Annotated in this window: 27 protein-coding genes, 1 pseudogene and 1 other annotated feature; of the genes and pseudogenes, 22 read left to right on the top strand and 6 right to left on the bottom strand. The window is 52.7% G+C overall.

Annotation, left to right across the window (positions count from 1 at the left end):
- Positions 1 to 221 precede the first annotated feature (221 nt).
- From M493_RS13195 to M493_RS13105, 19 genes are all read left to right on the top strand, one after another.
- Positions 222 to 929 carry a response regulator transcription factor gene (locus tag M493_RS13195; protein ID WP_020960863.1) on the top strand — a complete coding sequence of 236 codons (708 nt, stop codon included), beginning with the start codon at positions 222 to 224 and terminating at the stop codon, positions 927 to 929.
- Positions 922 to 2,673 carry a two-component system histidine kinase PnpS gene (gene pnpS / locus M493_RS13190; RefSeq protein WP_020960862.1) on the top strand — a complete coding sequence of 584 codons (1,752 nt, stop codon included), beginning with the start codon at positions 922 to 924 and terminating at the stop codon, positions 2,671 to 2,673. Before M493_RS13195 ends, pnpS begins: the two co-directional genes overlap by 8 nt.
- Positions 2,674 to 2,737: 64 nt before the next feature.
- Positions 2,738 to 5,374 carry a DNA polymerase I gene (gene polA, locus M493_RS13185; protein ID WP_041267786.1) on the top strand — a complete coding sequence of 879 codons (2,637 nt, stop codon included), beginning with the start codon at positions 2,738 to 2,740 and terminating at the stop codon, positions 5,372 to 5,374.
- Between the two features lie 106 nt (positions 5,375 to 5,480).
- Positions 5,481 to 6,305, top strand: coding sequence for a DNA-formamidopyrimidine glycosylase (mutM, locus tag M493_RS13180; protein WP_020960860.1), 825 nt, complete (start codon positions 5,481 to 5,483; stop codon positions 6,303 to 6,305).
- 27 nt (positions 6,306 to 6,332) lie between these two features.
- Entirely contained in the window at positions 6,333 to 6,938 is a 606-nt protein-coding gene (gene coaE, locus M493_RS13175; RefSeq protein ID WP_020960859.1) for a dephospho-CoA kinase, read from the top strand.
- Positions 6,939 to 7,054: 116 nt separating this feature from the next.
- Entirely contained in the window at positions 7,055 to 8,083 is a 1,029-nt protein-coding gene (locus M493_RS13170; RefSeq protein ID WP_020960858.1) for a glyceraldehyde-3-phosphate dehydrogenase, read from the top strand.
- A gap of 396 nt (positions 8,084 to 8,479) precedes the next feature.
- Positions 8,480 to 8,854 carry an adenosylmethionine decarboxylase gene (speD, locus tag M493_RS13165; RefSeq protein WP_020960856.1) on the top strand — a complete coding sequence of 125 codons (375 nt, stop codon included), beginning with the start codon at positions 8,480 to 8,482 and terminating at the stop codon, positions 8,852 to 8,854.
- A gap of 131 nt (positions 8,855 to 8,985) precedes the next feature.
- Positions 8,986 to 9,384: a hypothetical protein gene (locus tag M493_RS13160; protein WP_020960855.1), complete on the top strand. Its 399-nt coding sequence runs from the start codon at positions 8,986 to 8,988 to the stop codon at positions 9,382 to 9,384.
- A gap of 67 nt (positions 9,385 to 9,451) precedes the next feature.
- The gene (gene nrdR, locus M493_RS13155) at positions 9,452 to 9,913 is read left to right on the top strand and encodes a transcriptional regulator NrdR (protein ID WP_020960854.1); all 462 of its coding nucleotides are present in this window, start codon (positions 9,452 to 9,454) and stop codon (positions 9,911 to 9,913) included.
- 105 nt (positions 9,914 to 10,018) lie between these two features.
- Positions 10,019 to 11,410: a replication initiation and membrane attachment family protein gene (locus tag M493_RS13150; RefSeq protein ID WP_020960853.1), complete on the top strand. Its 1,392-nt coding sequence runs from the start codon at positions 10,019 to 10,021 to the stop codon at positions 11,408 to 11,410.
- An 11-nt stretch (positions 11,411 to 11,421) separates the two neighbouring features.
- A complete protein-coding gene (dnaI, locus tag M493_RS13145) occupies positions 11,422 to 12,366 on the top strand; it encodes a primosomal protein DnaI (RefSeq protein ID WP_020960852.1) in 945 nt (314 codons plus the stop codon).
- 187 nt (positions 12,367 to 12,553) lie between these two features.
- Positions 12,554 to 13,429, top strand: a complete 876-nt coding sequence (gene ytxC / locus M493_RS13140) for a putative sporulation protein YtxC (RefSeq protein ID WP_020960851.1) — start codon at positions 12,554 to 12,556, stop codon at positions 13,427 to 13,429.
- A gap of 324 nt (positions 13,430 to 13,753) precedes the next feature.
- Positions 13,754 to 15,703 carry a threonine--tRNA ligase gene (gene thrS / locus M493_RS13135; RefSeq protein WP_020960850.1) on the top strand — a complete coding sequence of 650 codons (1,950 nt, stop codon included), beginning with the start codon at positions 13,754 to 13,756 and terminating at the stop codon, positions 15,701 to 15,703.
- 246 nt (positions 15,704 to 15,949) lie between these two features.
- Positions 15,950 to 16,082: a sequence feature (ribosomal protein L20 leader region), on the top strand.
- A gap of 53 nt (positions 16,083 to 16,135) precedes the next feature.
- Positions 16,136 to 16,657 carry a translation initiation factor IF-3 gene (gene infC / locus M493_RS13130; RefSeq protein WP_071990885.1) on the top strand — a complete coding sequence of 174 codons (522 nt, stop codon included), beginning with the start codon at positions 16,136 to 16,138 and terminating at the stop codon, positions 16,655 to 16,657.
- Positions 16,658 to 16,669: 12 nt separating this feature from the next.
- Positions 16,670 to 16,870: a 50S ribosomal protein L35 gene (gene rpmI, locus M493_RS13125; protein ID WP_020960848.1), complete on the top strand. Its 201-nt coding sequence runs from the start codon at positions 16,670 to 16,672 to the stop codon at positions 16,868 to 16,870.
- Between the two features lie 26 nt (positions 16,871 to 16,896).
- On the top strand, positions 16,897 to 17,256 hold the full coding sequence (gene rplT, locus M493_RS13120) for a 50S ribosomal protein L20 (protein ID WP_023817700.1): 360 nt from the start codon (positions 16,897 to 16,899) through the stop codon (positions 17,254 to 17,256).
- Between the two features lie 107 nt (positions 17,257 to 17,363).
- On the top strand, positions 17,364 to 17,615 hold the full coding sequence (locus M493_RS13115; protein ID WP_020960846.1) for a DUF1294 domain-containing protein: 252 nt from the start codon (positions 17,364 to 17,366) through the stop codon (positions 17,613 to 17,615).
- 15 nt (positions 17,616 to 17,630) lie between these two features.
- Complete coding sequence (locus M493_RS13110; protein ID WP_020960845.1) at positions 17,631 to 18,116, top strand: dUTP diphosphatase; 486 nt, start codon at positions 17,631 to 17,633, stop codon at positions 18,114 to 18,116.
- A 97-nt stretch (positions 18,117 to 18,213) separates the two neighbouring features.
- Positions 18,214 to 19,299 (top strand): M42 family metallopeptidase, encoded by a 1,086-nt coding sequence (locus M493_RS13105; protein ID WP_020960844.1) that lies wholly within the window; start codon positions 18,214 to 18,216, stop codon positions 19,297 to 19,299.
- Between the two features lie 249 nt (positions 19,300 to 19,548).
- Here the strand turns inward: M493_RS13105 and M493_RS13100 are convergent, their stop codons facing one another.
- From M493_RS13100 to sspI, 6 genes are all read right to left on the bottom strand, one after another.
- The gene (locus M493_RS13100; protein ID WP_020960843.1) at positions 19,549 to 19,770 is read right to left on the bottom strand and encodes a hypothetical protein; all 222 of its coding nucleotides are present in this window, start codon (positions 19,768 to 19,770) and stop codon (positions 19,549 to 19,551) included.
- Positions 19,760 to 20,383, bottom strand: coding sequence for a Phenylacetic acid catabolic protein (locus tag M493_RS13095; RefSeq protein WP_020960842.1), 624 nt, complete (start codon positions 20,381 to 20,383; stop codon positions 19,760 to 19,762). The genes M493_RS13100 and M493_RS13095 overlap by 11 nt, the downstream gene beginning before the upstream one ends.
- A complete protein-coding gene (locus M493_RS13090) occupies positions 20,380 to 20,622 on the bottom strand; it encodes a hypothetical protein (protein WP_020960841.1) in 243 nt (80 codons plus the stop codon). The genes M493_RS13095 and M493_RS13090 overlap by 4 nt, the downstream gene beginning before the upstream one ends.
- Positions 20,619 to 20,948 carry a metal-sulfur cluster assembly factor gene (locus tag M493_RS13085; RefSeq protein ID WP_020960840.1) on the bottom strand — a complete coding sequence of 110 codons (330 nt, stop codon included), beginning with the start codon at positions 20,946 to 20,948 and terminating at the stop codon, positions 20,619 to 20,621. Before M493_RS13085 ends, M493_RS13090 begins: the two co-directional genes overlap by 4 nt.
- A 2-nt stretch (positions 20,949 to 20,950) precedes the next feature.
- On the bottom strand, positions 20,951 to 21,883 hold the full coding sequence (locus tag M493_RS13080; RefSeq protein WP_020960839.1) for a Phenylacetic acid catabolic protein: 933 nt from the start codon (positions 21,881 to 21,883) through the stop codon (positions 20,951 to 20,953).
- Between the two features lie 622 nt (positions 21,884 to 22,505).
- Positions 22,506 to 22,715, bottom strand: coding sequence for a small acid-soluble spore protein SspI (sspI, locus tag M493_RS13075; RefSeq protein WP_020960838.1), 210 nt, complete (start codon positions 22,713 to 22,715; stop codon positions 22,506 to 22,508).
- A 137-nt stretch (positions 22,716 to 22,852) separates the two neighbouring features.
- Between sspI and M493_RS13070 the strand changes: the two are divergent.
- From M493_RS13070 to M493_RS13060, 3 genes and pseudogenes are all read left to right on the top strand, one after another.
- Positions 22,853 to 23,056 (top strand): annotated as a pseudogene (locus M493_RS13070) (HI0074 family nucleotidyltransferase substrate-binding subunit); the annotation flags it as partial.
- A gap of 99 nt (positions 23,057 to 23,155) precedes the next feature.
- Positions 23,156 to 23,680 (top strand): peptide-methionine (S)-S-oxide reductase MsrA, encoded by a 525-nt coding sequence (gene msrA / locus M493_RS13065; RefSeq protein ID WP_020960836.1) that lies wholly within the window; start codon positions 23,156 to 23,158, stop codon positions 23,678 to 23,680.
- Positions 23,677 to 24,432: a TrmH family RNA methyltransferase gene (locus M493_RS13060; protein ID WP_020960835.1), complete on the top strand. Its 756-nt coding sequence runs from the start codon at positions 23,677 to 23,679 to the stop codon at positions 24,430 to 24,432. Before msrA ends, M493_RS13060 begins: the two co-directional genes overlap by 4 nt.
- The last annotated feature ends 26 nt before the right edge of the window (positions 24,433 to 24,458 follow it).

Raw genomic sequence — 24,458 nt, 5'->3', positions numbered from 1 at the left:
AAAAAGAAAACGAAGCCGCCACCGCATGTTGTTCCAAGCAGTCCCGTTACGGTTGGCAAAAGATGCTTGCCATCCGCCAAAATAGTGAACAAAACGCCAGAAGCTGCTCTTCACAGGCGAATCGGCCGCCGAAAGAGCGGCTTCATTGATTTTTTGACGAGTAAACGTGCGGATTATGGTATGATAAAAACGGGAGACATTGGACGGGATGGAGGCGTAGTATGGGAAAAAAGGTGTTAGTTGTCGATGATGAGCAGCCCATTGTGACGTTGTTGTCTTACAATTTGGAGAAAGCCGGTTTCCAGGCCGTGGTCGCCCACGACGGCGAAGAGGCGCTCGCCAAAACGGCGTCAGAGCAGCCAGCGCTCATTATTTTGGACTTGATGCTGCCAAAGCTTGACGGTGTCGAAGTGTGCAAACGGCTCCGCCAACAGCAAATTATGACGCCGATTTTAATGCTGACGGCCCGCGATGATGAATTTGACAAAGTGCTCGGCCTTGAGCTTGGCGCGGATGATTACATGACGAAACCGTTCAGTCCGCGCGAAGTCGTCGCGCGCGTGAAGGCGATTTTGCGCCGCACGGAGCTCGTTCAGCCGGTGGCGGAATCAGGCGAGCGGCTCGTCATCGGCCAGCTCGAAATTTTCCCGGAGCGCTATGAAGCGGCCGTTGGCGGCAAGCCGCTTGAACTGACACCGAAAGAATTTGAGTTGCTTCTTCACTTGGCGCGGCATAAAGGGAGGGTGTTGACGCGCGATCAACTGCTCAGCGCGGTATGGAACTACGATTTTGCCGGCGATACACGCATTGTTGACGTCCATATTAGCCATTTGCGCGAGAAAATCGAGGAAGATACGAAAAAACCGGCGTACATTAAAACGGTGCGCGGCCTCGGTTACAAATTGGAGGAACCAAAGCGGCATGAATAGCTTCCGCACCCGGTTGCTGTTTTGGCTCGTCACGCTCATTGTCACCGTCTTGATCGCTCTTGGCTTTTTGCTCGGGCAATTGTTGAAAGATTTTTATGTCGAGACGATGAACAAGCGGATGGAAAAGGAGGCAAAAGCGCTCGCCATTTTGCTTGAGAACGAGCCGCTTGAGCGGATTCGCCCCGATTTGCAGGAAATGGGGAATGAGCTGTCGTCACGCATCACGGTGCTCGACCGGCAGGAGCGGCTGCGGTTTGACAGCGGGCGCATCGCGGCGGTCAGCGACGAAGACCACGAACGCATCATTCGCACCATTTTGCACAAAAAGCAGTTTCCCCGCTTTTCGGTGTTCGAAAAAGCGAACGATGTGTACTACTATATTGTCCCGTACGGGCACGATGGCGAGCGGGGCGGATATGTCATTTTAAGCACGCCGACGAGTTCGCTGAAAAAAGTGAACCAACAAATTTGGGGTGTGCTCGTCAGCAGCCTTGGCATGGCGCTTGTCGTCATCGTCGCTCTTGGCTGGAAAATCGCCAACCAATATATGCGGCCGATTGAGGCGGCGACAAAAGTGGCATTTGAACTCGAAAAAGGCAATTACGCCGCCCGGGTGCCTGATGGCGAGTATAAAGAGGCAGGCATGCTTGTCCGTTCGATCAACCGGCTTGCCCGCAACTTGCAGGAAATGAGCCGGGCGCGGGAAATTCAAACCGACCGGCTCCATACGCTTATTGAAAACGTCGGCAGCGGCCTGCTGTTTATCGACCACCGTGGCCATATCCATTTGATCAACCGCGCGTTCCAAACGCATTTCCACCTTGATCCGTCCGCCTGCTTGTATCGTCCGTATGCTGATGTGCTGCCGCACCGTGATATCGTCAAATTGATCGACGATATTTTTATCACCGAAACGGCGGTGCGCCGGCACATGCGGCTGACGATCGGCATTGAGCGGAAGCATTTCGATGTGTACGGCGCCCCGATTATCGGCACGAACGCCGAGTGGAAAGGGATCGTCGTGGTGTTCCATGATATTACAGAGTTGAAGCGGCTTGAGCAAGTTCGCAAAGACTTTGTCGCGAATGTTTCACACGAGTTGAAGACGCCGGTGACGTCGATCCGCGGATTTGCCGAGACGCTGCTCGATGGGGCGATGAAAGACGAAGAGGCGCTTGAGCACTTTTTGACGATTATTTTAAAGGAAAGCGAGCGGCTGCAAACGCTCGTCGAAGAACTGCTGGATTTGTCGAAAATCGAGCAGCATGGATTTCAGCTGCAGCTCGATGACGTCGACGTCGCCGAGGTGGTTGCCGGGGCGGTGGCTGTGTTTCGCCAAAAGGCGGAGGAAAAACAAATCGATCTGCGCGCCGAGGTGTCAACTCGTCCGGTGATCCGCGGCGATGCGAACCGGCTGAAGCAAATTTTGCTCAACTTGCTTGCCAACGCTATCGCCTATACGCCAGAACACGGGCGGGTTACCGTCGAAGTGGAAGAAACCGGGCAGGAGGTGCTCATTCGTGTGAGGGATACCGGCATTGGCATCGAAGAAAATGAAATCCCTCGCATTTTTGAGCGTTTTTACCGCATCGACAAAGCACGCAGCCGCGATTCCGGCGGAACGGGGCTAGGTCTTTCGATCGTCAAACATTTGGTTGAGGCTCATCACGGCCATATTACAGTGGCAAGCAAAGTCGGGCGCGGCACGGTGTTTACGATCCATTTTCCAAAGCCGGAGCAGTAGCCGGCTTCTTTTTTTCGATGCGCTATTTGCATGGTACAATAAAAGAAGGAGCCTTCGAGGAGGGATGAGATTGAAGAACAAGCTTGTCTTAATTGACGGCAACAGCGTGGCGTACCGCGCCTTTTTTGCCTTGCCGCTTTTGCATAACGACAAAGGCATTCATACGAATGCGGTTTATGGATTTACGATGATGTTGAATAAAATTTTGACGGAAGAACAGCCGACCCACCTGCTTGTCGCGTTTGACGCCGGAAAAACGACGTTCCGGCATGAAACGTTTCAAGAGTATAAAGGCGGACGGCAACAAACCCCTCCGGAACTGTCCGAACAGTTTCCGCTTTTGCGCGAGCTGTTAAAAGCGTACCGCATCCCCGTCTATGAACTGGACCGTTACGAAGCGGACGATATTATCGGTACGCTCGCCTCCCGCGCCGAGCAGGAAGGGTTTGAAGTGAAAGTGATTTCCGGCGACCGCGATTTAACTCAGCTCGCTTCCCCTCATGTGACGGTCGATATTACGAAAAAAGGGATCACCGATATCGAGCCGTACACGCCGGAAACCGTTAGGGAAAAATATGGCTTGACCCCGGAACAAATAGTTGATTTAAAAGGGCTGATGGGCGATAAGTCCGACAACATCCCCGGCGTGCCCGGCATCGGGGAAAAAACAGCGGTCAAGCTGCTCAAACAATTCGGCACGGTGGAAAACGTACTGGCCTCGATCGATGAGATCAAAGGAGAAAAACTGAAAGAAAACTTGCGCCAATACGGGGAATTGGCGCTCTTAAGCAAACGGCTGGCGGCCATTCGCCGCGACGCCCCGGTCGAACTGACGCTCGATGACATCATCTACGAAGGCCAAGACCGGGAAAAAGTGATCGCGTTATTTAAAGAGCTTGGGTTTCAGTCGTTCCTGGAAAAAATGGCTGCGCCGGCAGCGGAACATGAGGAGCTGCTCGTGGAAATGGAGTTTGTCATGGCAGATGACATCACGGAAGAAATGTTGACGGACAAGGCTGCGCTTGTCGTTGAGGTGATGGAAGAAAACTACCATGATGCCCCGATTGTCGGAATCGCCCTAGTAAACGAGCACGGACGATTTTTCTTGCGCCCGGAGAAGGCGCTGGCCGATCCGGCGTTTCTCGCCTGGCTTGGCGATGCGACAAAGAAAAAAACGATGTTTGATTCAAAGCGGGCTGTCGTCTCCTTAAAATGGAAAGGAATCGAACTGCGCGGCGTCGCATTTGATTTGTTGCTCGCCGCCTATTTGCTCGACCCGGCGCAGGCGGCCGGCGATGTCGCCGCGGTGGCGAACATGAAACAATACGGAGCCGTGCGTCCGGATGAAGCGGTCTATGGCAAAGGCGCCAAGCGGTCTTTGCCGGACGAACCGGTGCTTGCCGAGCATCTCGTCCGCAAGGCGGCCGCCATTTGGGCGCTTGAAAAGCCATTGATGGACGACCTGCGCCATAACGAACAAGACGAGCTGCTGACGAAGCTCGAGCAGCCGCTGGCGGCCATTTTGGCTGACATGGAGTTCACTGGGGTGAAAGTGGATACAAAGCGTCTTAGGCAGATGGGGGCAGAGCTCACGGAGCAGCTGCGTGCCGTCGAACAGCATATTTACGAGCTCGCCGGCCAGGAGTTCAACATTAACTCGCCGAAACAACTCGGGGTCATTTTATTTGACAAGCTGCAGCTGCCGGTGCTGAAAAAGACCAAAACCGGCTATTCGACTTCAGCGGATGTGCTTGAGAAGCTCGCGCCTCATCATGAAATCGTTGAAAACATTTTGCATTACCGCCAACTTGGCAAGTTGCAATCGACGTATATTGAAGGATTGCTCAAAGTGGTGCATCCGGATACGAACAAAGTGCATACGATGTTCAACCAGGCGCTGACACAAACCGGGCGGCTCAGCTCGGCCGAGCCGAACTTGCAAAACATTCCGATCCGGTTGGAGGAGGGGCGGAAAATCCGTCAGGCGTTCGTCCCATCGGAACCGGATTGGCTGATATTCGCTGCTGACTATTCGCAAATCGAGCTGCGCGTTCTCGCCCATATTGCGGATGACGATAATTTAATTGAAGCGTTTCGCCGTGATTTGGATATTCATACGAAAACGGCCATGGACATTTTCCATGTGAACGAAGAAGACGTGACAGCCAATATGCGCCGCCAGGCCAAGGCCGTCAACTTTGGCATTGTGTATGGGATCAGCGATTACGGACTGGCGCAAAACTTAAATATTACCCGCAAAGAAGCGGCTGAATTTATTGAACGTTACTTCGCCAGCTTCCCGGGGGTGAAGCGGTATATGGAAAACATTGTGCAAGAAGCGAAACAGAAAGGATATGTGACAACGCTGCTGCACCGGCGCCGTTATTTGCCCGATATCACAAGCCGCAATTTCAACGTCCGCAGCTTTGCCGAGCGGACGGCGATGAACACGCCGATCCAAGGGAGCGCCGCCGACATTATTAAAAAAGCGATGATTGATCTGAACGCGAGGCTGAAGGAAGAACAGCTGCGGGCGCGTCTGTTGCTGCAAGTGCATGACGAACTCATTTTGGAAGCGCCGAAAGAGGAAGTGGAGCGGCTATGCCGGCTCGTTCCGGAAGTGATGGAGCAGGCCGTCACGCTGAACGTGCCGCTGAAAGTCGATTATCATTACGGCCCGACGTGGTATGACGCCAAATGAGGTGCACGCGCCCAAGCGAACGGCAGGGAGGAAAACGGCTCTTGGCCCGACCGGTCTGCATGATCGCAGGGAGCGAGACAAAGGAGGAAGGAAAGGAGGGGATGTGATGCCGGAATTGCCGGAGGTGGAAACAATCCGCCGCACGCTCTTGCCGCTTGTCGTCGGGAAAACGATTGCGGATGTTCGTGTTTTTTGGTCGAACATCATCCGTCACCCGCAAGACCCGGAGACGTTTGCCGCCAGGCTCGCCGGGCAGACGGTGCGCGGCATCGAGCGGCGCGGGAAATTTTTGAAGTTTTTGCTTGACCGGGATATGCTCGTCTCCCATTTGCGCATGGAAGGGCGCTATACTGTCGCCAATGCACACGAACCGCTCGATCCGCATACGCATGTCGTGTTTTGTTTTACTGACGGCAACGAACTCCGCTACCGCGATGTGCGCAAGTTTGGGACGATGCATGTGTATCCGAAGGAGGAGGGAGACCGCCAACCGCCGCTTGATCAATTAGGGCCGGAGCCGCTTTCTCCGGCGTTTTCCCCGGCCATATTGGCCGAGCGGGCCGCGAAAACGAAGCGGGCCGTAAAAGCGTTGCTGCTTGACCAAACAGTCGTCGCCGGGTTTGGCAACATTTACGTTGACGAATCGCTGTTTCGCGCCGGCATTCTTCCCGACCGGCCGGCTGCTTCACTGACAAGAGAAGAAATCAAACGGCTGCATGAACAAATGGTCGCGACCATCGGGGAGGCGGTCATGAAAGGGGGAAGCACGGTGCGCACATATGTGAACACACAAGGGGAAGCGGGCACGTTTCAACATAGTTTGTTCGTATACGGCCGCAAAGGGGAGCCGTGTAAACGATGCGGCGCCCCGATTGAAAAAACGGTTGTCGCCGGCCGTGGCACGCACTATTGTCCGCGCTGCCAGCGGTAGGCGGCAGGCAAAAAGGAGAGACGGCAAATGGCAGTAACGATCGGGTTGACCGGTGGGATCGCGAGCGGCAAAAGCACGGTCAGCGCCATGATGCGCGAGCTCGGCCTTCCGGTCATTGACGCGGACGAGGCGGCGCGCGCGGTTGTCGAACCGGGAGAGGAAGCGTACCGGCAAATCGTCGCGGCTTTCGGCCCGGACATTTTACAGGATGACGGCAGCATCAATCGGGCCAAACTCGGGGCGATCGTGTTCAACGATGAACAAGCGCGGAAAACACTCAACGCCATCGTCCATCCGGCCGTGCGCCGGAAAATGCTCGCGGAAAAAGAGGCACACATCCGCTCGGGGGCAAAAACGATCGTATTAGATATCCCGCTGTTATTTGAAAGCGGGCTGACGGCCTGGGTGGATAAAGTGCTTGTCGTGTATGTCGATGATGACGTGCAGCTCCGCCGGCTCATGGCGCGCAACGGTTTTACGAAAGAAGAAGCGCTCGCCCGCATCCGCGCCCAGTGGCCGATGGCGGAAAAGGTGAAACGGGCCGATGCGGTCATTGACAATAACGGAACCATCGAAGAGACGCGCCGGCAGCTATTGTCGATTTTACAGCAGTGGGACGCCTTGGAAAAATAGGCGTCTTTTTTGTTTGTTTTTTGTTATTTTGTTCTCCACATTTTTGAAAAATATGATATACTATTTATACAGGTTCAGGAAAATAGTATAACATATATGAGGGGAGAACAAGGTGAATGAAGGCGAAAGTGGCGATTAACGGATTCGGACGAATTGGACGGATGGTATTCCGGAGAGCCATCGATTCTCCTGATCTTGAGATTGTGGCGGTCAATGCCAGCTATCCGCCGGAAACGTTAGCCCATCTAGTGAAATACGACTCCAACCACGGCAAATTTGACGGCGATGTCGCCGCTTTGGAAGACGGACTGCTTGTCAACGGCAAAAAAGTGCGGTTATTGAACTCGCGCGACCCGCAGCAACTGCCGTGGAAAGAGCTTGATATCGATATCGTGATTGAAGCGACCGGCAAATTTAACGCCCGCGAAAAAGCAAGCCTCCACTTAGATGCCGGGGCGAAGCGCGTCATTTTAACGGCTCCGGGCAAAAATGAGGATGTGACGATCGTCGTCGGCGTCAACGAACAGATGTTGGATCTCGACCGTCATTTCATCATTTCGAATGCTTCATGCACGACGAACTGTCTCGCCCCGGTCGTGAAAGTGCTTGATGAAGCGTTCGGAATTGAAAACGGATTGATGACGACCGTTCACGCCTATACGAACGATCAAAAAAATATTGACAATCCGCATAAAGATTTGCGCCGCGCCCGCTCATGCGCACAATCCATCATTCCGACGACGACCGGGGCGGCGAAGGCGCTTGGCTTAGTGTTGCCGCATTTGAAAGGAAAGCTTCACGGCATGGCGCTGCGCGTCCCGACGCCGAACGTGTCGCTTGTCGATTTGGTCGTCGACGTCAAACGGGATGTGACGATTGACGAGGTGAACGAGGCGCTGCTTCGCGCAGCGGGCGGTCCGCTGAAAGGCATTTTAGATTTCACGATGGAACCGCTCGTGTCGATCGATTTCAACACGAACCCGCATTCCGCGATCATTGACGGTTTGTCGACGATGGTCATCGACGGACGGAAAGTGAAAGTGCTTGCTTGGTATGACAACGAGTGGGGCTATTCGTGCCGCGTCGTCGACTTGGCTCGTCTTGTCGCTGCCAAAATGAACGAACAGCTTCATGTTAATGCGTAACCATTCCGCCGGCTTCCGCCGGCGTTATTTTATGATCCCGAATCGGGAAGCCTCCCTTCTGGCGTGGGCGCACAGGAGGGGGCGTTCAATGGCCGGCCGCCTTGGCGCACCGCAAGACCCGTCAAATCCGTTTTCGGAAGCGTTCCGCCCGGCGCCGGCTGGCTTGGACGTTTTTCCTTTTCTTATGTAAAAAAAATTAAAAAAGCCTGTTGCAAAAACCCCCTAAACAAAGTATACTATGTCTCGTGAACTTCTTAACGGCAAAGGTAATGTGACTACTTAAAGGGTTAGGACCTCTTAGGACTAACTTTCCCCCGTGGTAGTTATACATGCCATTTTGCAAACGACAATCTGTTTTTTTATTTGAGAAAATTGGTTAAAAGGGGGATTCTTTGCATGGATACGATGGGTCGTCACGTTATCTCGGAACTTTGGGGATGCGACTTTGACAAACTGAATGATATCGATTTTATTGAAAAAACGTTTGTTGACGCCGCATTAAAGTCGGGGGCAGAGATTCGCGAAGTCGCGTTCCATAAATTTGCTCCACAAGGCGTAAGCGGGGTCGTCATTATCTCGGAATCTCATTTAACGATTCACACGTTTCCTGAACATGGCTATGCGAGCATTGATGTGTATACATGCGGCCATTTAGACCCGACGATTGCCGCTGATTACATCGCCGAAAAGCTCGGCGCGCAAACGCGGGAAACGATCGAACTGCCGCGCGGCATGCGTCCAATCGAAGTGAAAAAGGCGCACGCGCTGTAATCCTATAACGACGGAACCAAAAGGAGCGTAAGCAAAACGCTCCTTTTTTTACTCTTTCGGTTTCCGTCGGTACAACGCCGGCGCAAATCATGGTATGATGAAAGAAAAAGAACGACTAGGGAGACGTGGCGATGAGCGTGTGGAAAAAGTTGAAGTATGCGTTGACGAACCATTGCGAGACGAGAGAAGCCCATGAAGATCCGGAGTTGCGGAGCCATTATTACAAAGCGGCCAACCGCGCAGTCATGGATGCGGTCAAAGAGCAGCTCTCGTCGTTGCCCAACGCCGAGCTGCTTTCCGTTTCCGAGGAGCGCGGCGAACTTTGCGCCCAGACGCGGCGGGGAAAGAAGCTGTTTATCGTCGCTACCGTTGTTTCGGTCCGGCCGTTTGAAACGGCAGTCGACTTTTCGGTGACGACCGAGACGAAGCTGTTGCCGTTTGATTTCGGGCGCAGTCGGGCGGTGATCCTTGAACTGTATCGGAAGCTTGATGCCCGCCTGCCATATATCGGCTCCGGGTTAAACAGCTAACTATGGCTTGTCTGCTTCCCGTCATTCCGGTATGATAGAAAAGAAGAAGACAAACGGAGTGAATGTTATGCGATGTCCGTCATGCCATTATCAAGGCACGCGCGTGCTTGACTCGCGCCCGGCCGAGGAAGGCCGTTCGATCCGCCGCCGGCGGGAGTGCGAACAATGCCATTATCGGTTTACAACGTTTGAGCGGATTGAGGAGCCGCCGCTCATCGTGGTGAAAAAAGAAGGAACCCGTGAAGAGTTCAGCCGCGAAAAGATTTTGCGCGGTTTGATTAAAGCGTGCGAAAAGCGTCCGGTGGCGCTCGAAGAACTGGAAAAGGTAACGCAGGAAATCGAGCGCGAACTGCGCAATCAAGGCGTATCAGAAGTGAAAAGCGAAACGATCGGCGAAATGGTCATGGAGCGGCTGTCGCGCATTGACGAAGTGGCTTATGTCCGCTTCGCCTCCGTCTATCGGCAGTTTAAAGACATTAATGTGTTCATTGAAGAACTAAAAGAGTTGATCAAAAAAGGACAGCGGTAAAAAGGGCTTTGGCGTTAGGCGACAAGCCCTTTTTTCAACGGTTTTTCGGGCGGGAAAGGGGAGAGGCGGATTGAAACGAATACGGCGAAACGGAAGGTCGGAACGATGGAACACCATTGGAAGGAATTGATTGCTGTCGACCGGTACACGGTGCAAAGCCGCGGCGTATTGCACGATGTCGATCGAAAAGTGTTGACGATGCTCTATCAGCCGCTCATCGGCCATCGCGCGCTCGCGCTTTATATGACGCTTTGGGGGGAACTTGAGCTGCTCGGCGGCCGGGAAGCGACCCATCACCGACTGATGGCGCTGATGCAATGCGGGCTTCCGGACATTTACAGCGAACGGCTGAAGCTGGAAGGAATCGGGTTGTTGAACACGTACGTCCGCGCTTTGGAAACGGAAGAGCTGAAACAGTTTCTTTACGAGCTGCGTCCACCGCTGGCGCCCGATCAGTTTTTTCGTGATGAAATGCTTGGGGTCTTTTTGTATCGGCAAGTCGGACGCCATTTGTTTGCCCAACTCAATGAGTTTTTCGCCCGCCCCGCGGTCGACGAGACGAAGTTCACCCGGGTGACGCGCTCGTTTTCTGATGTTTTTTCATCCGTCCAAGCCGAACAAATCGTCGCCGGCTTCAGTGAGGAGGCTGGGCACGAACTCGAGCCGCCGGACGGGAGGGTGCACATCGGACGGGACGGGGCATCGTATACACTCGATGACGACGTGTTTGATTTTGAACTGTTTTTTGCCGGACTGTCGAAGCAAATAGTGCCGCGTCGGGCGGTGACGGCGAAAGTGAAAGAAGCGATCAAAAAGCTCGCATTTTTGTACGGCATTCCCCCGCTTGACATGCAAAAAATCGTCCTTGGCGTCATCGATCCGGCGTACCATATCGATATTGACGCGCTGCGCCAGGCGGCGCGCGAATGGTATGAACTTGAGCATGGCAGCGCCGCGCCGCGTCTTGTTGAACGGGTGCAGCCGCTCGCCCACCGGACGATGGAGGGCGTCGAACCGCGCACGAAGGAAGAACAGCTCATGAAGCAGCTCGAGACGATTTCCCCGCGCCAGCTGCTAAAAGAAATTTCAGGCGGCGCTGAGCCGTCGCTAAGTGACTTGCAGCTCGTTGAAGACATTATGTTTCAGCAGCAGCTCCTCCCTGGTGTCGTCAATGTGTTGATTTATTACGTGATGCTGAGGACGAATATGAAACTATCAAAAAAATATGTGGAAAAAATCGCTAGTCATTGGGCGCGCAAAAAGGTGCGCACCGTCAAAGAGGCGATGGAACTGGCAAAAGAGGAAGCGAAGACATATCAAAATTGGGCGAATGAAAAGGAAAAAGGAACGCGGACAGTGCGCAAAGTTGTGCGCACCGAAATCGTTCCCGACTGGCTGAAGATGGACTACAGCCAACCGGATGATGACGATTTTGATGTGGAACAGGCACGCAAAGAGCTTGAGCAACGGCTGAAAAAATACCGTGATGGATCGTAGGTGTAAAAGCGATGGAACGAGTAAACCACTTGTTGCAGCGGCTGCTTGGCAACCAAGGATTTAAGCAGCGTTACGAACAAATGAGGCGCTATATTTTGACGCATCCGGACGTGCAGCCGTTTTTGCGGGCGCACGAGCAGCGGTTGTCCGATGACATGGTGGACCGCGGCTTGATGAAGCTGTATGAATTTATCGAGCAAAGCCGGCATTGTCGCCAATGCCCGGGGCTCGGGCAATGCCCGAACATGCTGCCGGGATATCGTCCGAACTTGGTGATCACCGCCGGGCGGATTGATACCGAGTACGACCGCTGCCCGAAAAAAGTGCAAGAGGACGAGCGGAGACAGCAGGAGTCGCTCATTCAAAGCATGTTCGTGCCGCGTGAAATTTTGCACGCTTCGCTGTCTGATCTTGATCTGAGCGATGACGGGCGGATTAAAGCGATCAAGTTCGCCGAGAAGTTTGTAACAGAATACGAGCCGGGGAAAAAAATGAAAGGGTTATATTTGCACGGGTCGTTTGGTGTCGGCAAAACGTATTTGCTCGGGGCGATCGCCAACGAGCTGGCAAAGCGGAAAATCTCATCGCTCATCGTCTATGTGCCGGAGCTGTTTCGCGAGCTGAAACATTCGCTCCAAGACCAGACGATGAACGAAAAGCTCGATTATGTAAAAAAAGTGCCGGTGCTTATGCTCGATGACCTTGGGGCTGAAGCGATGTCGAGCTGGGTGCGCGACGATGTGCTCGGCCCGATTTTGCAATACCGGATGTTTGAAAATTTGCCGACGTTTTTTACGTCCAACTTTGATATGCAGCAGCTTGCCCATCATCTAACGTATTCACAGCGCGGCGAGGAAGAGAAAGTGAAAGCGGCGCGCATTATGGAACGGATTCGTTATTTGGCGTACCCGATTGAACTGACCGGACCAAACCGCCGCGAGCAAGGCGGATCATAAACGCACCGCGTTCCCTTAGCATCTGTCCGCTCTTTGTCAACGGCTCCCGAAAACAGGGTGCCGATTTTTTTGTGCCGCCGTATGTCGGCGAAACGACGCTAAGCTTTGCGCTTTTTTTAGTCTAAACGGCCGGTTGTCCCCATATATATAAACCAAGCATTGATTTCGGGTTAAGGGGGGACAGCGGGTGATCGAAATCCATTTTGATGAGGCAAGCGAGGCGAAGAAGCTGTTTTGGCTGCTGAACGAACGGAAACGGGATGCCGGTCCGCTGTTTCACGCCGTTTGCGACGGAAACAAAACCGTGGCGGTTTACATACATGGCGAGGAGAAGCACGTGCTTGAAGCGCATATCATACCGGTCTTGACGGCGTTTGTGCGGGGAAGTGTAGAAGATCGGCTGCTTTTATCGATCATCTCCGACGTTTTTTATTTCCGCGACCGCGAGGAACAGCAGCAAATTTTAGCGCTCGCCCATTCGTTTTTGGATGGCGAGCGGCGCGATTACCGGAAAGGGGAAGGATTTGCCGCTTCGCGCATGGCGCTGCTGCGCGAGGCATTCGCTTCGTTTTTGCGCGACGGGCTGTCGTTTTCGTTTTCGTCGTTTGCCACGTTCCGGCTCAGGCCATACATAGAGCGCCTTCAACATTATGTCGAACTGGCGATTGATGAATACAAACTCGAGCAAGAGTATCAAAATTTTGTGCAAATGCTGCGCGACTGTGTAGCCGCACGGGAGCCAAAACGTCTCCGTCTATATTTGGTGCATGACCCACCCCGCTTTTTGTTTTACGACAGTCACCGGCGGGAGCTGTCAGCCGAAGAGGTGAAGCAACTGATTGACCGTCATCTTGTCGTCAGCCAGCCGATGTATATCGATTCTTCCGTGTTGGCGCCGCTTGTTTCGCTTGCCCCGGCGGAAATCGAACTATACACCGACCATCCGGATGACGGCATGGTGCAGACGCTGCAAAACGTGTTTCAAGAGCGGCTTTGCCTGCGCCGCCGCGCCGATTTTTCCCGGCCGTTTGCCGCTAACGCCGGAAATTGGGAAGAATCTTGATTTTTCTTTTCGGTTCCGCTATAATGTCGTACATGAATAACCTCATAGACAAGCGATGACGAGGACACGGGCGCATTTTTACGGTTTCCAGAGAGGGAAGGCAGCGGCTGGAACCTTCCTAACACGAAAAATGTGCTTACCCCCTCAGAGCTGCGGCAGCGAACGGAACGCCCAGTAGTTGCCGCCGGCATTACGGCCGTTACAAGTGTTGAGCCATGGCGTTCTGTTGCCATGGGAAGAAGGGTGGAACCGCGACGAAAACTCGTCCCTTTTGAGGGAGGAGTTTTTTTATTTTTCATCATCATGACAAAGGAGTGATTGCCGATGCCAGACATGATCCGCATTACGTTCCCGGACGGGGCGCAAAAGGAGTTTGCGCGCGGGACATCGACTGAAGACATCGCCGCCTCGATCAGTCCGGGGCTGAAAAAGAAAGCCATCGCCGGCAAACTGAACGGCCGGTTTGTTGACTTGCGCACGCCGCTTCATGAGGACGGCGAGCTGGTGATCATCACCCAAGACATGCCGGAGGCGCTTGACATTTTGCGCCATAGCACCGCCCATCTCATGGCGCAGGCGGTTAAGCGGCTGTATGGCAATGTCAAGCTTGGCGTCGGGCCGGTTATTGAAAACGGCTTCTATTACGATATTGATATGGAGCATAAACTGACACCGGACGATTTGCCAAAAATTGAGGCGGAAATGCGCAACATTGTCAAAGAAAACTTGGATATCGTCCGCAAAGAAGTGAGCCGGGAAGAAGCGATCGGCCGGTATGAGGAAATCGGCGATGATCTCAAACTCGAATTGATCCGCGACATCCCGGAAGGCGAGACGATTTCCATTTACGAGCAAGGCGAGTTTTTCGACCTTTGCCGCGGTGTGCACGTGCCGTCGACCGGAAAAATCAAAGAGTTTAAGCTGCTCAGCATCTCGGGCGCCTACTGGCGCGGCGACAGCAACAACAAAATGCTGCAGCGCATTTACGGCACGGCGTTTTTCAAAAAAGAAGAGTTGGACCGTTATTTGCATTTGCTTGAAGAGGCGAAAGAGCGCGACCATCGCAAATTAGGCAAAGAGCTTGATTTGTTTACGACATCGCAAAAAGTCGGACAAGGTTTGCCGCTTTGGCTTCCGAAAGGCGCGACAATCCGCCGCACGATCGAGCGGTATATCGTCGACAAAGAAATCGCCCTCGGTTACGACCATGTATATACGCCGGTGCTTGGCAGTGTTGAGCTGTACAAAACATCGGGTCACTGGGATCACTATAAAGAAAACATGTTCCCGCCGATGGAAATGGATAACGAGCAGCTTGTGCTGCGCCCGATGAACTGCCCGCACCATATGATGATTTACAAAAGCAAGCTGCACAGCTACCGCGAGCTGCCGATCCGCATCGCGGAGCTCGGCACGATGCACCGCTACGAAATGTCCGGGGCGCTCACCGGCCTGCAGCGCGTCCGGGGCATGACGCTCAACGACGCTCACATTTTCGTGCGCCCCGATCAAATCAAAGACGAATTTAAGCGCGTCGTCAATTTGATTTTGGACGTGTATAAAGATTTCGGGCTCGATGAGTATTCGTTCCGCCTGTCGTACCGTGACCCGCATGATAAAGAAAAGTATTATGACGATGATGAGATGTGGGAAAAAGCGCAACGGATGCTGCGCGAGGCGATGGACGAGCTCGGCCTTGACTACTACGAAGCCGAAGGAGAAGCGGCGTTTTACGGGCCGAAGCTCGATGTGCAAGTGCGCACAGCGCTTGGCAAAGACGAAACGCTCTCAACGGTGCAGCTCGACTTCTTGCTGCCGGAGCGGTTTGACCTTACCTACATCGGCGAAGACGGGAAACCGCACCGCCCGGTCGTCATCCACCGCGGCGTCGTCTCGACGATGGAACGGTTTGTCGCCTTCTTAATCGAAGAATACAAAGGCGCGTTTCCGGCGTGGCTCGCTCCGGTGCAAGTTACGGTGATCCCGGTGTCGCCGGAGGCGCACCTCGATTATGCGTATGACGTGCAACGGACGTTAAAAGAAAACGGCTTTCGCGTCGAAGTCGATGAGCGCGACGAAAAAATCGGCTACAAAATCCGGGAAGCGCAAATGCAAAAAATCCCGTACATGCTCGTTGTCGGCGACAAAGAAGCGGCCGAGCGGGCGGTTAACGTCCGCCGCTATGGCGAAAAAGAAAGCCGGACGATGGCGCTTGGCGAGTTTATCGCCATACTGGAAGAAGATGTGCAGCAAAAACAGGCGAAAGGCCGATGAGCCGACAGCGGTCCACAGGCGGCATGCCCGCCTGCCGGACCGCATTTTTTCGAGGCGGACGGCTGCGCTGCCCTAGAAACGGGGAAAGAAGGGTTCGAAAACTTTTTGGCAACAAATCAAAAGTTTTCTCTTGTCAATGAAGCAATGATTCGCTATAATAAAGGACGTTGTGTTTATCAAGAGCCGCTCCTTGACATGCCATCGCCAAGGTGGTATAGTGTATAAAGTGGAATGATTGCTTGTTTGTAACAAAAGCAGAAGCACCCGCTTCTCACCTGACCGACGCCAAGAAGGCTGTTGGCAGGTTGTTACGGTTCGCCGGTTTTTTTGTCCGAACGTCGTGCGCGGGTGCTTTATGCATCCGCGCTTTTTCGTTAGGAGCGGGATTCTGTCGGCAAACAAGCCAGTCGGAAAAAACCTTGGAGGTGGCTCATTATTAGCAAAGATTTTATTATCAATGAACAAATCCGTGCCCGGGAAGTGCGCTTAATCGATCAAAACGGCGATCAGCTCGGCATTAAGTCGAAGCAAGAAGCGCTCGAGATCGCGGCAAGACGCAACTTGGACCTCGTGCTTGTCGCCCCGAACGCCAAACCGCCCGTTTGCCGCATTATGGATTACGGCAAATTCCGTTTTGAGCAGCAAAAGAAAGAAAAAGAAGCGCGCAAAAAGCAAAAGGTGATCAACATTAAAGAGGTGCGCCTCAGCCCGACGATCGAGGAGCATGACTTTAACACGAAACTGCGCAACGCGCGCAAGTTTTTGGAAAAAGGTGATAAAGTGAAGGCGACGATCCGCTTTAAAGGGCGGGCGATCACCCATAAAGAAATCGGGCAGCGCGTCCTTGACCGCTTCTCAGAAGCGTGCGCCGACATCGCGGTCGTCGAAACGGCGCCGAGAATGGACGGGCGCAACATGTTTTTAGTGCTGGCACCGAAAAACGACAACAAGTAAGGAGGAACTACGATGCCAAAAATGAAAACTCACCGCGGCTCGGCCAAACGGTTCAAAAAAACGGCGAGCGGCAAATTAAAACGCGGCCATGCGTATACGAGCCACTTGTTTGCCAATAAAACGAAAAAACAAAAACGCCAGCTTCGTAAAGCGGCGCTTGTTTCACCTGGCGACTTCAAACGCATCCGCCAAATGCTTGACAACTTGAAATAATGACCGATTCATAGGAGGGAACGATTATGCCACGCGTAAAAGGTGGACCAGTGACGCGCAGACGTCGCAAAAAAGTATTGAAGCTTGCGAAAGGGTATTTCGGCGCGAAACACGCGTTATATAGAGTTGCGAACCAACAAGTCATGAAATCGCTCATGTACGCGTATCGCGACCGTCGTCAACGGAAGCGCGATTTCCGCAAATTGTGGATCGCCCGCATCAATGCGGCGGCCCGCCAAAACGGCTTGTCGTACAGCCGTTTGATGCACGGTTTGAAACAGGCCGGCGTTGAAGTGAACCGGAAAATGCTCGCCGATTTGGCGGTCAACGACCAAGCGGCATTCGCCCAACTCGCTGACTTGGCGAAAGCGAACTTGAATAAGTAACCGTGATGGCCATCCTGACGAAGGGTGGCCGTTTTTTCTTCGGCAACGAAATGGACCGTGAAAGCCGGTCAGCGCTACGGTTTTTCGTGTCAAGGAAAGGGATGGATATGGTACAATACGGAATAGCGATGAACCTTCTTGCCTTTTTCATGATGGGGCTTGACAAATATAAGGCGAAGCGCCGCCGCTTCCGCATCGCCGAGCGGACGCTTTGGCTGCTGTCGTTTGCGGGCGGGGCCATCGGTGCGGCGGTTGGGATGCATGTATTCCGCCATAAGACGCGCCATCGCGTCTTTCGCTATGGGTTGCCGCTGCTGGCGGCTGCGGAGGTGTTTTTCTATTGGAAGTGGATGCGGTAGAAGGAGGGAAAGAGCATGGACTGGCTTTTGCTTTACGACATGCAGCGCGCCTTGGACGAGCGGATTGAAACAGAGCACGATCTTGTGCATGAAGCGTTGTTCAATCGAAAATTGCTCGCCTTTCTCGTCGAGCTGGGAGAGCTGGCCAACGAGACGCGCTGTTTTAAATTTTGGAGCGTGAAGCCACCGGCGCCGGCGGAACGGGTGCTCGAGGAGTATGTCGACGGTTTGCATTTTTTGCTGTCGCTCGGATTGGAGTGCGGGCTGTTTTATGAAAGCCGAGAGCTTCCGGCTGTCGAGCGGCCGCTTGTCGAGCAGTTTTTGGCCGTCTTTCGCGCCGCCGAGCGGTTTGGCGCAACGAGGGGGCGCGAGGAGTATGAGGGGCTGTTTGCCGACTATTTGCGCCTTGGGGCGGCGCTTAAGTTTTCACCGGATGAGATTACGGCGGCGTACCGGCGGAAAAATGAAGTGAATCATCAGCGGCAAAACGAACGGTATTAACTTGTTTGTCTTTCGGGAAGCGAATGATTGAATTTTGCCAACCGCCAGTCTTTTCAAGTATAATAAAAAGTGGACAAAAACGGAAAGGGGTACCAAAATGGCGAAGTTGGATGAAACGTTGACGATGCTGAAAGCGCTGACCGATGCAAAAGGCGTCCCCGGCAACGAACGGGAAGCGCGCGATGTGATGAAGACATACATAGCCCCATATGCGGATGAAGTGACAACCGACGGCCTCGGCAGCTTAATCGCGAAAAAAGAAGGGAAATCAGGCGGGCCGAAAGTGATGATCGCCGGCCATTTGGATGAAGTCGGCTTTATGGTGACGCAAATCGATGACAAAGGGTTCATCCGCTTTCAGACGCTCGGCGGCTGGTGGAGCCAAGTAATGCTCGCCCAGCGCGTCACGATCGTGACGAAAAAAGGGGACATCACCGGCGTCATCGGCTCAAAGCCGCCGCACATTTTGCCGCCGGAGGCGCGCAAAAAACCGGTCGACATCAAAGACATGTTCATCGACATCGGCGCGACAAGCCGCGAGGAAGCGATGGAATGGGGCGTCCGCCCGGGCGATATGATCGTGCCGTATTTCGAATTTACGGTACTGAACAATGAAAAAATGCTCCTAGCGAAAGCATGGGACAACCGGATTGGCTGTGCCATCGCCATCGATGTGCTCAAGCAGTTAAAAGAGGTTGACCATCCGAACACCGTATACGGCGTCGGAACGGTGCAGGAGGAAGTCGGCTTGCGCGGCGCGCGCACGGCGGCCCAGTCCATCGAGCCGGATATCGCGTTTGCTGTTGATGTCGGCATTGCCGGCGACACGCCGGGCGTCTCGGAAAAAGAAGCGATGGGCAAACTCGGTGCCGGCCCGCACATCGTCTTGTACGATGCGACGATGGTGTCGCACCGCGGCTTGCGTGAATTCGTCATCGAAGTGGCGGAGGAGCTGAACATTCCGTATCATTTTGACGCCATGCCAGGCGGAGGCACGGACGCCGGGGCGATTCACTTAACCGGCATTGGCGTTCCGTCGCTGACGATCGCCATCCCGACGCGCTACATCCATTCCCACGCCGCCATTTTGCATCGCGACGACTATGAAAATACGGTCAAGCTGCTTGTCGAAGTCATCAAACGGCTTGACGCCAATAAGGTGAACGAAATTACATTTGAATAAACAGCCGAAAAGACCGACCTAAAAACGAGTTCTTTTGGCCATATAGCCTGCTCTGTCTTAAAAGCCGGTGGATTTCATCACCAACGCGGCCAAGGAAAGCGTTGTTCAAGTAGGAAATTTTGTGAACGCGGCGCTTTAGCGGGGAGAGGAAACCATCGGTTCCTGACCATGACGTGTCGCATTGCGTAAATGCGAAAAAGGTGTCCCGAACATTTCGGGACACTTTCTTGTTGACAGATTAAGCGCCACTTATTGTGCCGGCGTATGCGCGGCTCCTGTTATGAAGTTTCTTGATTGGCCCACATGTTCTGACCGCTCTTCGCTTTGCCAGCGGATGTATTCAAACACGCTTTTGCATGAATGACAGTAAAACTGTCTGACCAATTGTGCTGTGCCAAACGGCGCGATCAGCTGCACATTGGTAGAATGGCAAAAGGAGCAGTGCGGCTTTTCATCGTAATTATTTTGCATCGGTCACCGCCTCTTTCCGCCAAACGTGTCGAAGGCCGTTTTGGAAGCGGGCAAGCAAATCCCGATAGGACAAATACGGGTATAACTCAACCGTTTCCTCCATTTCTTTTAACCATTGCTCGACTTCAGGCACGATGCGATGGAGCGCGTTTTCAAATCGTTTCGGCACCGATCCTTGATCACGAAGCAATTTGATCGCCCAGTTCTCGGAGTAGATGCAATGTTCCTTATGCTCTAAAAACAGCTTGTTGACATGGGATACAACCTCTTTGTGATCCGTATTCACCAACGATTCAAAGATGACATCGATGGCGAGATTAATAACATAAAAGTTGGCGATTAACTCAATCCAGCCGTTCGTCTCTCTAACCGCTTTGAACGATTTCCCGGTTTCGCCTTTAATATCCGGTTTTTTGCCAACATGCCCGTTCAAGTCAAACGTCCACCAATACAATAGCCGCGCATGCCCTAATTCCCCTTGCGCCATTGCGATGGAAGCGAGCATCGATTCCACATCCGGAGCGCTGAATCCCACCTTCGCCAAACGATCGCCTAAAACGAATTTGTTATCGGCAATGCCTTCAATCAACGTGATTAACGCGTTTTTGCTCATATCGCTTCAGCTCCTTTAATACGGGATTCATAATTCATCACACCGTCAGAAAGGGAGACGGGCAAAAAGTTCTCTTTCTTGACGACAAACATTTCAAACCAGTCTTCTTCATCATACGTGAAGTTTGCATAAATTTTGGCCAAGCTGTCCGAATCGGCATCAACGGAACCGATGAACATCAGGTCATCTCCGCGATTGATCCGGGCAAAAACGTAATACTCGTGTTTTTCGTTGTTCATTTCGCGCTCACACCCCAATATTTCAATTTTTCTTTTGCTTTTTCGCTTAAGCGGTCAACGGTCCAAACCGGATCCCAAACGACGTGGATATTGACGTGGTTAACGAAATCTTCTTGCAGCAGTCGGTCACGGATATCGCTTTCAATCCATTCCATGCACGCGCATGACGATGCGGTGTACGTCATCGTGATGTCAACCGTGCCGTCTTTTTCTTTAATGTCATAGATTAGTCCCATATCCACCACACTGACAGGAAATTCAGGATCCATCACTTCCGTAAGCGCTTCCCAACAGATCGTTTCTTTTGTGTTGGAAACGGATTCCATTGTTATACCACCTCTTTTCGTGCTTGCTCCAGCTCGTAATATCCTTTTTGCACTCTTTCCACAAACTCTTTATTTTGCGGACCGCGGGCTTTAAACCGTTTCACGACGTTTTCCCACGTATCCGGCTGGTCAAACAGCCATTTTTTCTTTTCAGGATCAAACTTGCACGGGAACGGAACATCAAGAACGTATTTTCCTGTTTCCTCGTCGTAATGCGCAGGCACTTTCACCCCGATTTTTTCGCAGAACGGAACGGCAGTCGAGAGCCAAATTTGCCGCAGCTCATCGTTTGTGCTTCCTTTCAGGCTATATTCGAGCTGTGCGGACCGCTTTTTCAAGTGGTCGGCCACACCGAAAAACTCGAGCGCCATCAAGAACATCCAATCGACTGCTTCTTGCACGAGTTTTGCGGTTTCCGGCTGTTTCATGGCGTTTCTCATAATGACCTCGCCGTTGCGCAAATGGAACAACTCTTCTTTGTCCACTTTCACAAGGGCGCGCTTCCATGGACCGTAGGACGTATGGCGGAAGGCATCGCCGAGAAGCGTATAGCCCGCCCGGTCGAAAAACGCGTTAAACACGCCAAATTCAATCCAGTTATCCAATTTAAAGTCGAAGGCATACGGGTTTTTCCATTCATGAGGCTCCCGTTTAAACATCAAGCTTTCAATATCTTCTCCTAAATCTTTCAGCAACCGCCAGGCGATGTGGGCGTGTCCGATTTCGTCTTGCATGACCGCCAAGGCGGTGATTTTTAAGTTTAGGCTCGGAATATCATCGTACACTGTCAACAGCGGTGGAACGCTTAACAGCTCGGTATCCGCCACAATCTTAAGCGTCTGTTTCAGCGCTTCGCGATACTCGTCGTTCATATCCTCCTGATTTTCCAAAATAAACCCGTTTTTAATTTTTTGAATTAATTCTTCCTTCGTCATAATATCCCCTCACCTTTATTTATTATGTTTTTTAAAATATCGTTTCTAAAACATAATATAAAACAATTCAAAAATTCAGTCAATAACATTTTTATATTTTTTATATTTTTTTGTTACTTTCCATGTTTTGATGTGTGATTTCGCTGTTTTCGGGTCATGTATTTTTTATATTTAGATAGTGAAAATAGTAAAAAGTAATACGGATTTTTTACTATAGATAAAAAAACGTAATAATGGATGACGGTTCAGCTTGCCGGGGTGCTCATTTGGCTTGGGTTGTCATGCGTTAGACGGTGGCGAAACCGGATTGGGGAAAAGGGAGAGGCTACATGGCGGGTGGGAATGACTGTAATTAAAAAACGGGGGAGGAAAATGGAAAAGCCGCCCTCAATCGGGCGGACTGTTCCAGCTGATGTGGGCTGTTGACGCTGTCTGAAAGGCAGGTCATTGAACGGAATGTACAGCCCTCTCATAGAGCTTCGGAAATGGAAGGGATTTGCGTCAGCCGGTTTCTTTCCCGCATGGCACGCGATCAAGGGAAACCGTTGATTTTTTGCCACCCTTCAGGCGGAAAAGATCACCGCGGCGAAAACAGCGCGGTGGCTGTCGGCCTTTTATTGCTTTACTGCTTTACGGCCTGCTCGAGTGTGGTGAGCATCATGTCTTTTTGCTGCTCACTCGCCCGTTTCCAAATGGCTTCGAACAAGACGCCAAGACCGGGCAAATATTTTTCCTCGCCCCGTTGAATGGCGTCTTCGATCGTATTTTCGAGCTGGTCTTTCGAGTTGTTGGCAACATTGTGCATAATCGCATGACGAAGGTTTAAATCCATTGTCATCACCTCGTTTGCCGTTTTGTACACCGTTATCGTTTGCCAATGAGGGCGGATTTATGCATGAGCGGCCCGTGTCATATGGTATAATAGGGAAAAAACGAGAGCGAAATGAGTGATGATGATGGCCGCGAAACCGCCCGGTTCGCGAGGCGTTTCGGGAAGGGCTGATTCAAGGCGGGGAGATATGGCTTCGCATGCTCGAAGACCGCAACCGAACATCCCATACGTATGATGAAGAAACGGCGATGGACATGTATGAACGCATTCGCACACACTATATCCTCCTGTTTGACCGTTTGCTTCACGAAATGAAGCAACGGCTTGACTCATCGACATGAGCGGCCGGCGTGCACCCCGCTTTGGGCGTGAAAGATGACAACGGCTCACATTTTGCTATAATCACAAGGAAGAAACTTGACGCATGAGGTGACGACACAATGGAAAAAGCGACATTCGCCGGCGGCTGCTTCTGGTGCATGGTGACGCCGTTTGAGGAGCTTGACGGCATTTACGGCATCGTCTCCGGCTATACGGGCGGGCATGTCGAAAACCCGACGTATGAGCAAGTGAAAACAGGCACGACCGGCCACTACGAAGCGGTGCAAATTACGTTTGATCCGAACGTCTTTCCGTATGAGCGGCTTTTGGAGCTGTATTGGTGTCAAATCGACCCGACCGATGACGGCGGCCAGTTTCACGACCGCGGACCGCAATACCGGACGGCGATTTTTTACCATAACGAAACACAGCGCCAGCTCGCCGAGCAGTCGAAGCGGGCGTTAGAAGAAAGCGGCCGCTTTTCAAAGCCGATTGTGACGAAAATTTTGCCGGCGACAACGTTTTACCCGGCCGAAGAGTATCATCAAAACTACCATAAGAAAAATCCGGAGCATTACAAGCAGGACCGCGCTGCGTCCGGACGCGACGAGTTTATCGCCAACCATTGGGGGACGAAGCGGTGAAGCGGATCGAATCGCCGAAAAACGCACGCGTGAAGCAGTGGAAAAAGCTGTTGACGAAAAAAGGGCGCGATGAGACCGGGTGGTTTTGGCTCGAAGGATTTCATCTTGTCGAAGAGGCGGTCAAAAGCAACGCCCCTCTTGTCGAACTGATCGTCGATGAGCAAACAGCCGTCCCGCCCGGCTGGAACGTTGGAGACGTCCCGGTTGCGGTCGTGACCGAAGCGGTGATGAAGGCCGTCAGCAGCACGGAAACGCCGCAAGGCATCGCCGCGGTGTGCCGCCAGTTGCCAGCCGAGCTTGACGGCGTGAAGACCGCCTTGCTCATTGACGCCGTGCAAGACCCGGGCAACCTCGGGACGATGATTCGCACCGCCGACGCCGCCGGGATCGACGCCGTCATCCTTGGCGAAGGGTGCGCCGACTTGTACAATCCGAAGGTCGTGCGAGCGACGCAAGGGTCGCTGTTTCACCTTCCGGTTGTCAAAGGCGACCTGGCGCAATGGATCGCGCGTTTCAAGGAGCGGGGCATTCCGGTGTACGGCACCGCCCTGGAGAACGCCGCCGATTACCGCACTGTTCGTCCATCGTCCTCATTCGCCTTGCTCGTCGGCAATGAAGGAAGCGGCGTCCGGCGCGAGTGGCTTGAGATGACGACGGAAAACATCTATATCCCGATCTACGGCCAAGCCGAATCGCTCAACGTCGCCGTCGCCGCTGGAATTTTGCTTTATTCGCTGCGGGCGATGAGGTAAAATAAAATTATTGAAAATCAAACGGA

Origin of the sequence: Geobacillus genomosp. 3, assembly GCF_000445995.2 — a bacterium.
Taxonomy (GTDB): Bacteria; Bacillota; Bacilli; order Bacillales; family Anoxybacillaceae; genus Geobacillus.
This window is presented reverse-complemented; position numbering and strand designations above follow the sequence as displayed.

What these genes read in the sequence shown, in the direction of transcription:
- M493_RS13090 (WP_020960841.1), bottom strand. Translation starts at nt 20,622, where the DNA reads ATGAACAACGAAAAACACGAGTATTACGTTTTTGCCCGGATCAATCGC.
- M493_RS13095 (WP_020960842.1), bottom strand. Translation starts at nt 20,383, where the DNA reads ATGAGCAAAAACGCGTTAATCACGTTGATTGAAGGCATTGCCGATAAC.
- M493_RS13195 (WP_020960863.1), top strand. Translation starts at nt 222, where the DNA reads ATGGGAAAAAAGGTGTTAGTTGTCGATGATGAGCAGCCCATTGTGACG.
- msrA (WP_020960836.1), top strand. Translation starts at nt 23,156, where the DNA reads ATGGAAAAAGCGACATTCGCCGGCGGCTGCTTCTGGTGCATGGTGACG.
- M493_RS13105 (WP_020960844.1), top strand. Translation starts at nt 18,214, where the DNA reads ATGGCGAAGTTGGATGAAACGTTGACGATGCTGAAAGCGCTGACCGAT.
- rpmI (WP_020960848.1), top strand. Translation starts at nt 16,670, where the DNA reads ATGCCAAAAATGAAAACTCACCGCGGCTCGGCCAAACGGTTCAAAAAA.
- mutM (WP_020960860.1), top strand. Translation starts at nt 5,481, where the DNA reads ATGCCGGAATTGCCGGAGGTGGAAACAATCCGCCGCACGCTCTTGCCG.
- thrS (WP_020960850.1), top strand. Translation starts at nt 13,754, where the DNA reads ATGCCAGACATGATCCGCATTACGTTCCCGGACGGGGCGCAAAAGGAG.
- M493_RS13080 (WP_020960839.1), bottom strand. Translation starts at nt 21,883, where the DNA reads ATGACGAAGGAAGAATTAATTCAAAAAATTAAAAACGGGTTTATTTTG.
- speD (WP_020960856.1), top strand. Translation starts at nt 8,480, where the DNA reads ATGGATACGATGGGTCGTCACGTTATCTCGGAACTTTGGGGATGCGAC.
- M493_RS13110 (WP_020960845.1), top strand. Translation starts at nt 17,631, where the DNA reads ATGGACTGGCTTTTGCTTTACGACATGCAGCGCGCCTTGGACGAGCGG.
- M493_RS13100 (WP_020960843.1), bottom strand. Translation starts at nt 19,770, where the DNA reads ATGCAAAATAATTACGATGAAAAGCCGCACTGCTCCTTTTGCCATTCT.
- M493_RS13115 (WP_020960846.1), top strand. Translation starts at nt 17,364, where the DNA reads ATGGTACAATACGGAATAGCGATGAACCTTCTTGCCTTTTTCATGATG.
- M493_RS13160 (WP_020960855.1), top strand. Translation starts at nt 8,986, where the DNA reads ATGAGCGTGTGGAAAAAGTTGAAGTATGCGTTGACGAACCATTGCGAG.
- pnpS (WP_020960862.1), top strand. Translation starts at nt 922, where the DNA reads ATGAATAGCTTCCGCACCCGGTTGCTGTTTTGGCTCGTCACGCTCATT.
- M493_RS13150 (WP_020960853.1), top strand. Translation starts at nt 10,019, where the DNA reads ATGGAACACCATTGGAAGGAATTGATTGCTGTCGACCGGTACACGGTG.
- polA (WP_041267786.1), top strand. Translation starts at nt 2,738, where the DNA reads ATGAGATTGAAGAACAAGCTTGTCTTAATTGACGGCAACAGCGTGGCG.
- coaE (WP_020960859.1), top strand. Translation starts at nt 6,333, where the DNA reads ATGGCAGTAACGATCGGGTTGACCGGTGGGATCGCGAGCGGCAAAAGC.
- nrdR (WP_020960854.1), top strand. Translation starts at nt 9,452, where the DNA reads ATGCGATGTCCGTCATGCCATTATCAAGGCACGCGCGTGCTTGACTCG.
- rplT (WP_023817700.1), top strand. Translation starts at nt 16,897, where the DNA reads ATGCCACGCGTAAAAGGTGGACCAGTGACGCGCAGACGTCGCAAAAAA.
- M493_RS13170 (WP_020960858.1), top strand. Translation starts at nt 7,055, where the DNA reads ATGAAGGCGAAAGTGGCGATTAACGGATTCGGACGAATTGGACGGATG.
- M493_RS13085 (WP_020960840.1), bottom strand. Translation starts at nt 20,948, where the DNA reads ATGGAATCCGTTTCCAACACAAAAGAAACGATCTGTTGGGAAGCGCTT.
- sspI (WP_020960838.1), bottom strand. Translation starts at nt 22,715, where the DNA reads ATGGATTTAAACCTTCGTCATGCGATTATGCACAATGTTGCCAACAAC.
- dnaI (WP_020960852.1), top strand. Translation starts at nt 11,422, where the DNA reads ATGGAACGAGTAAACCACTTGTTGCAGCGGCTGCTTGGCAACCAAGGA.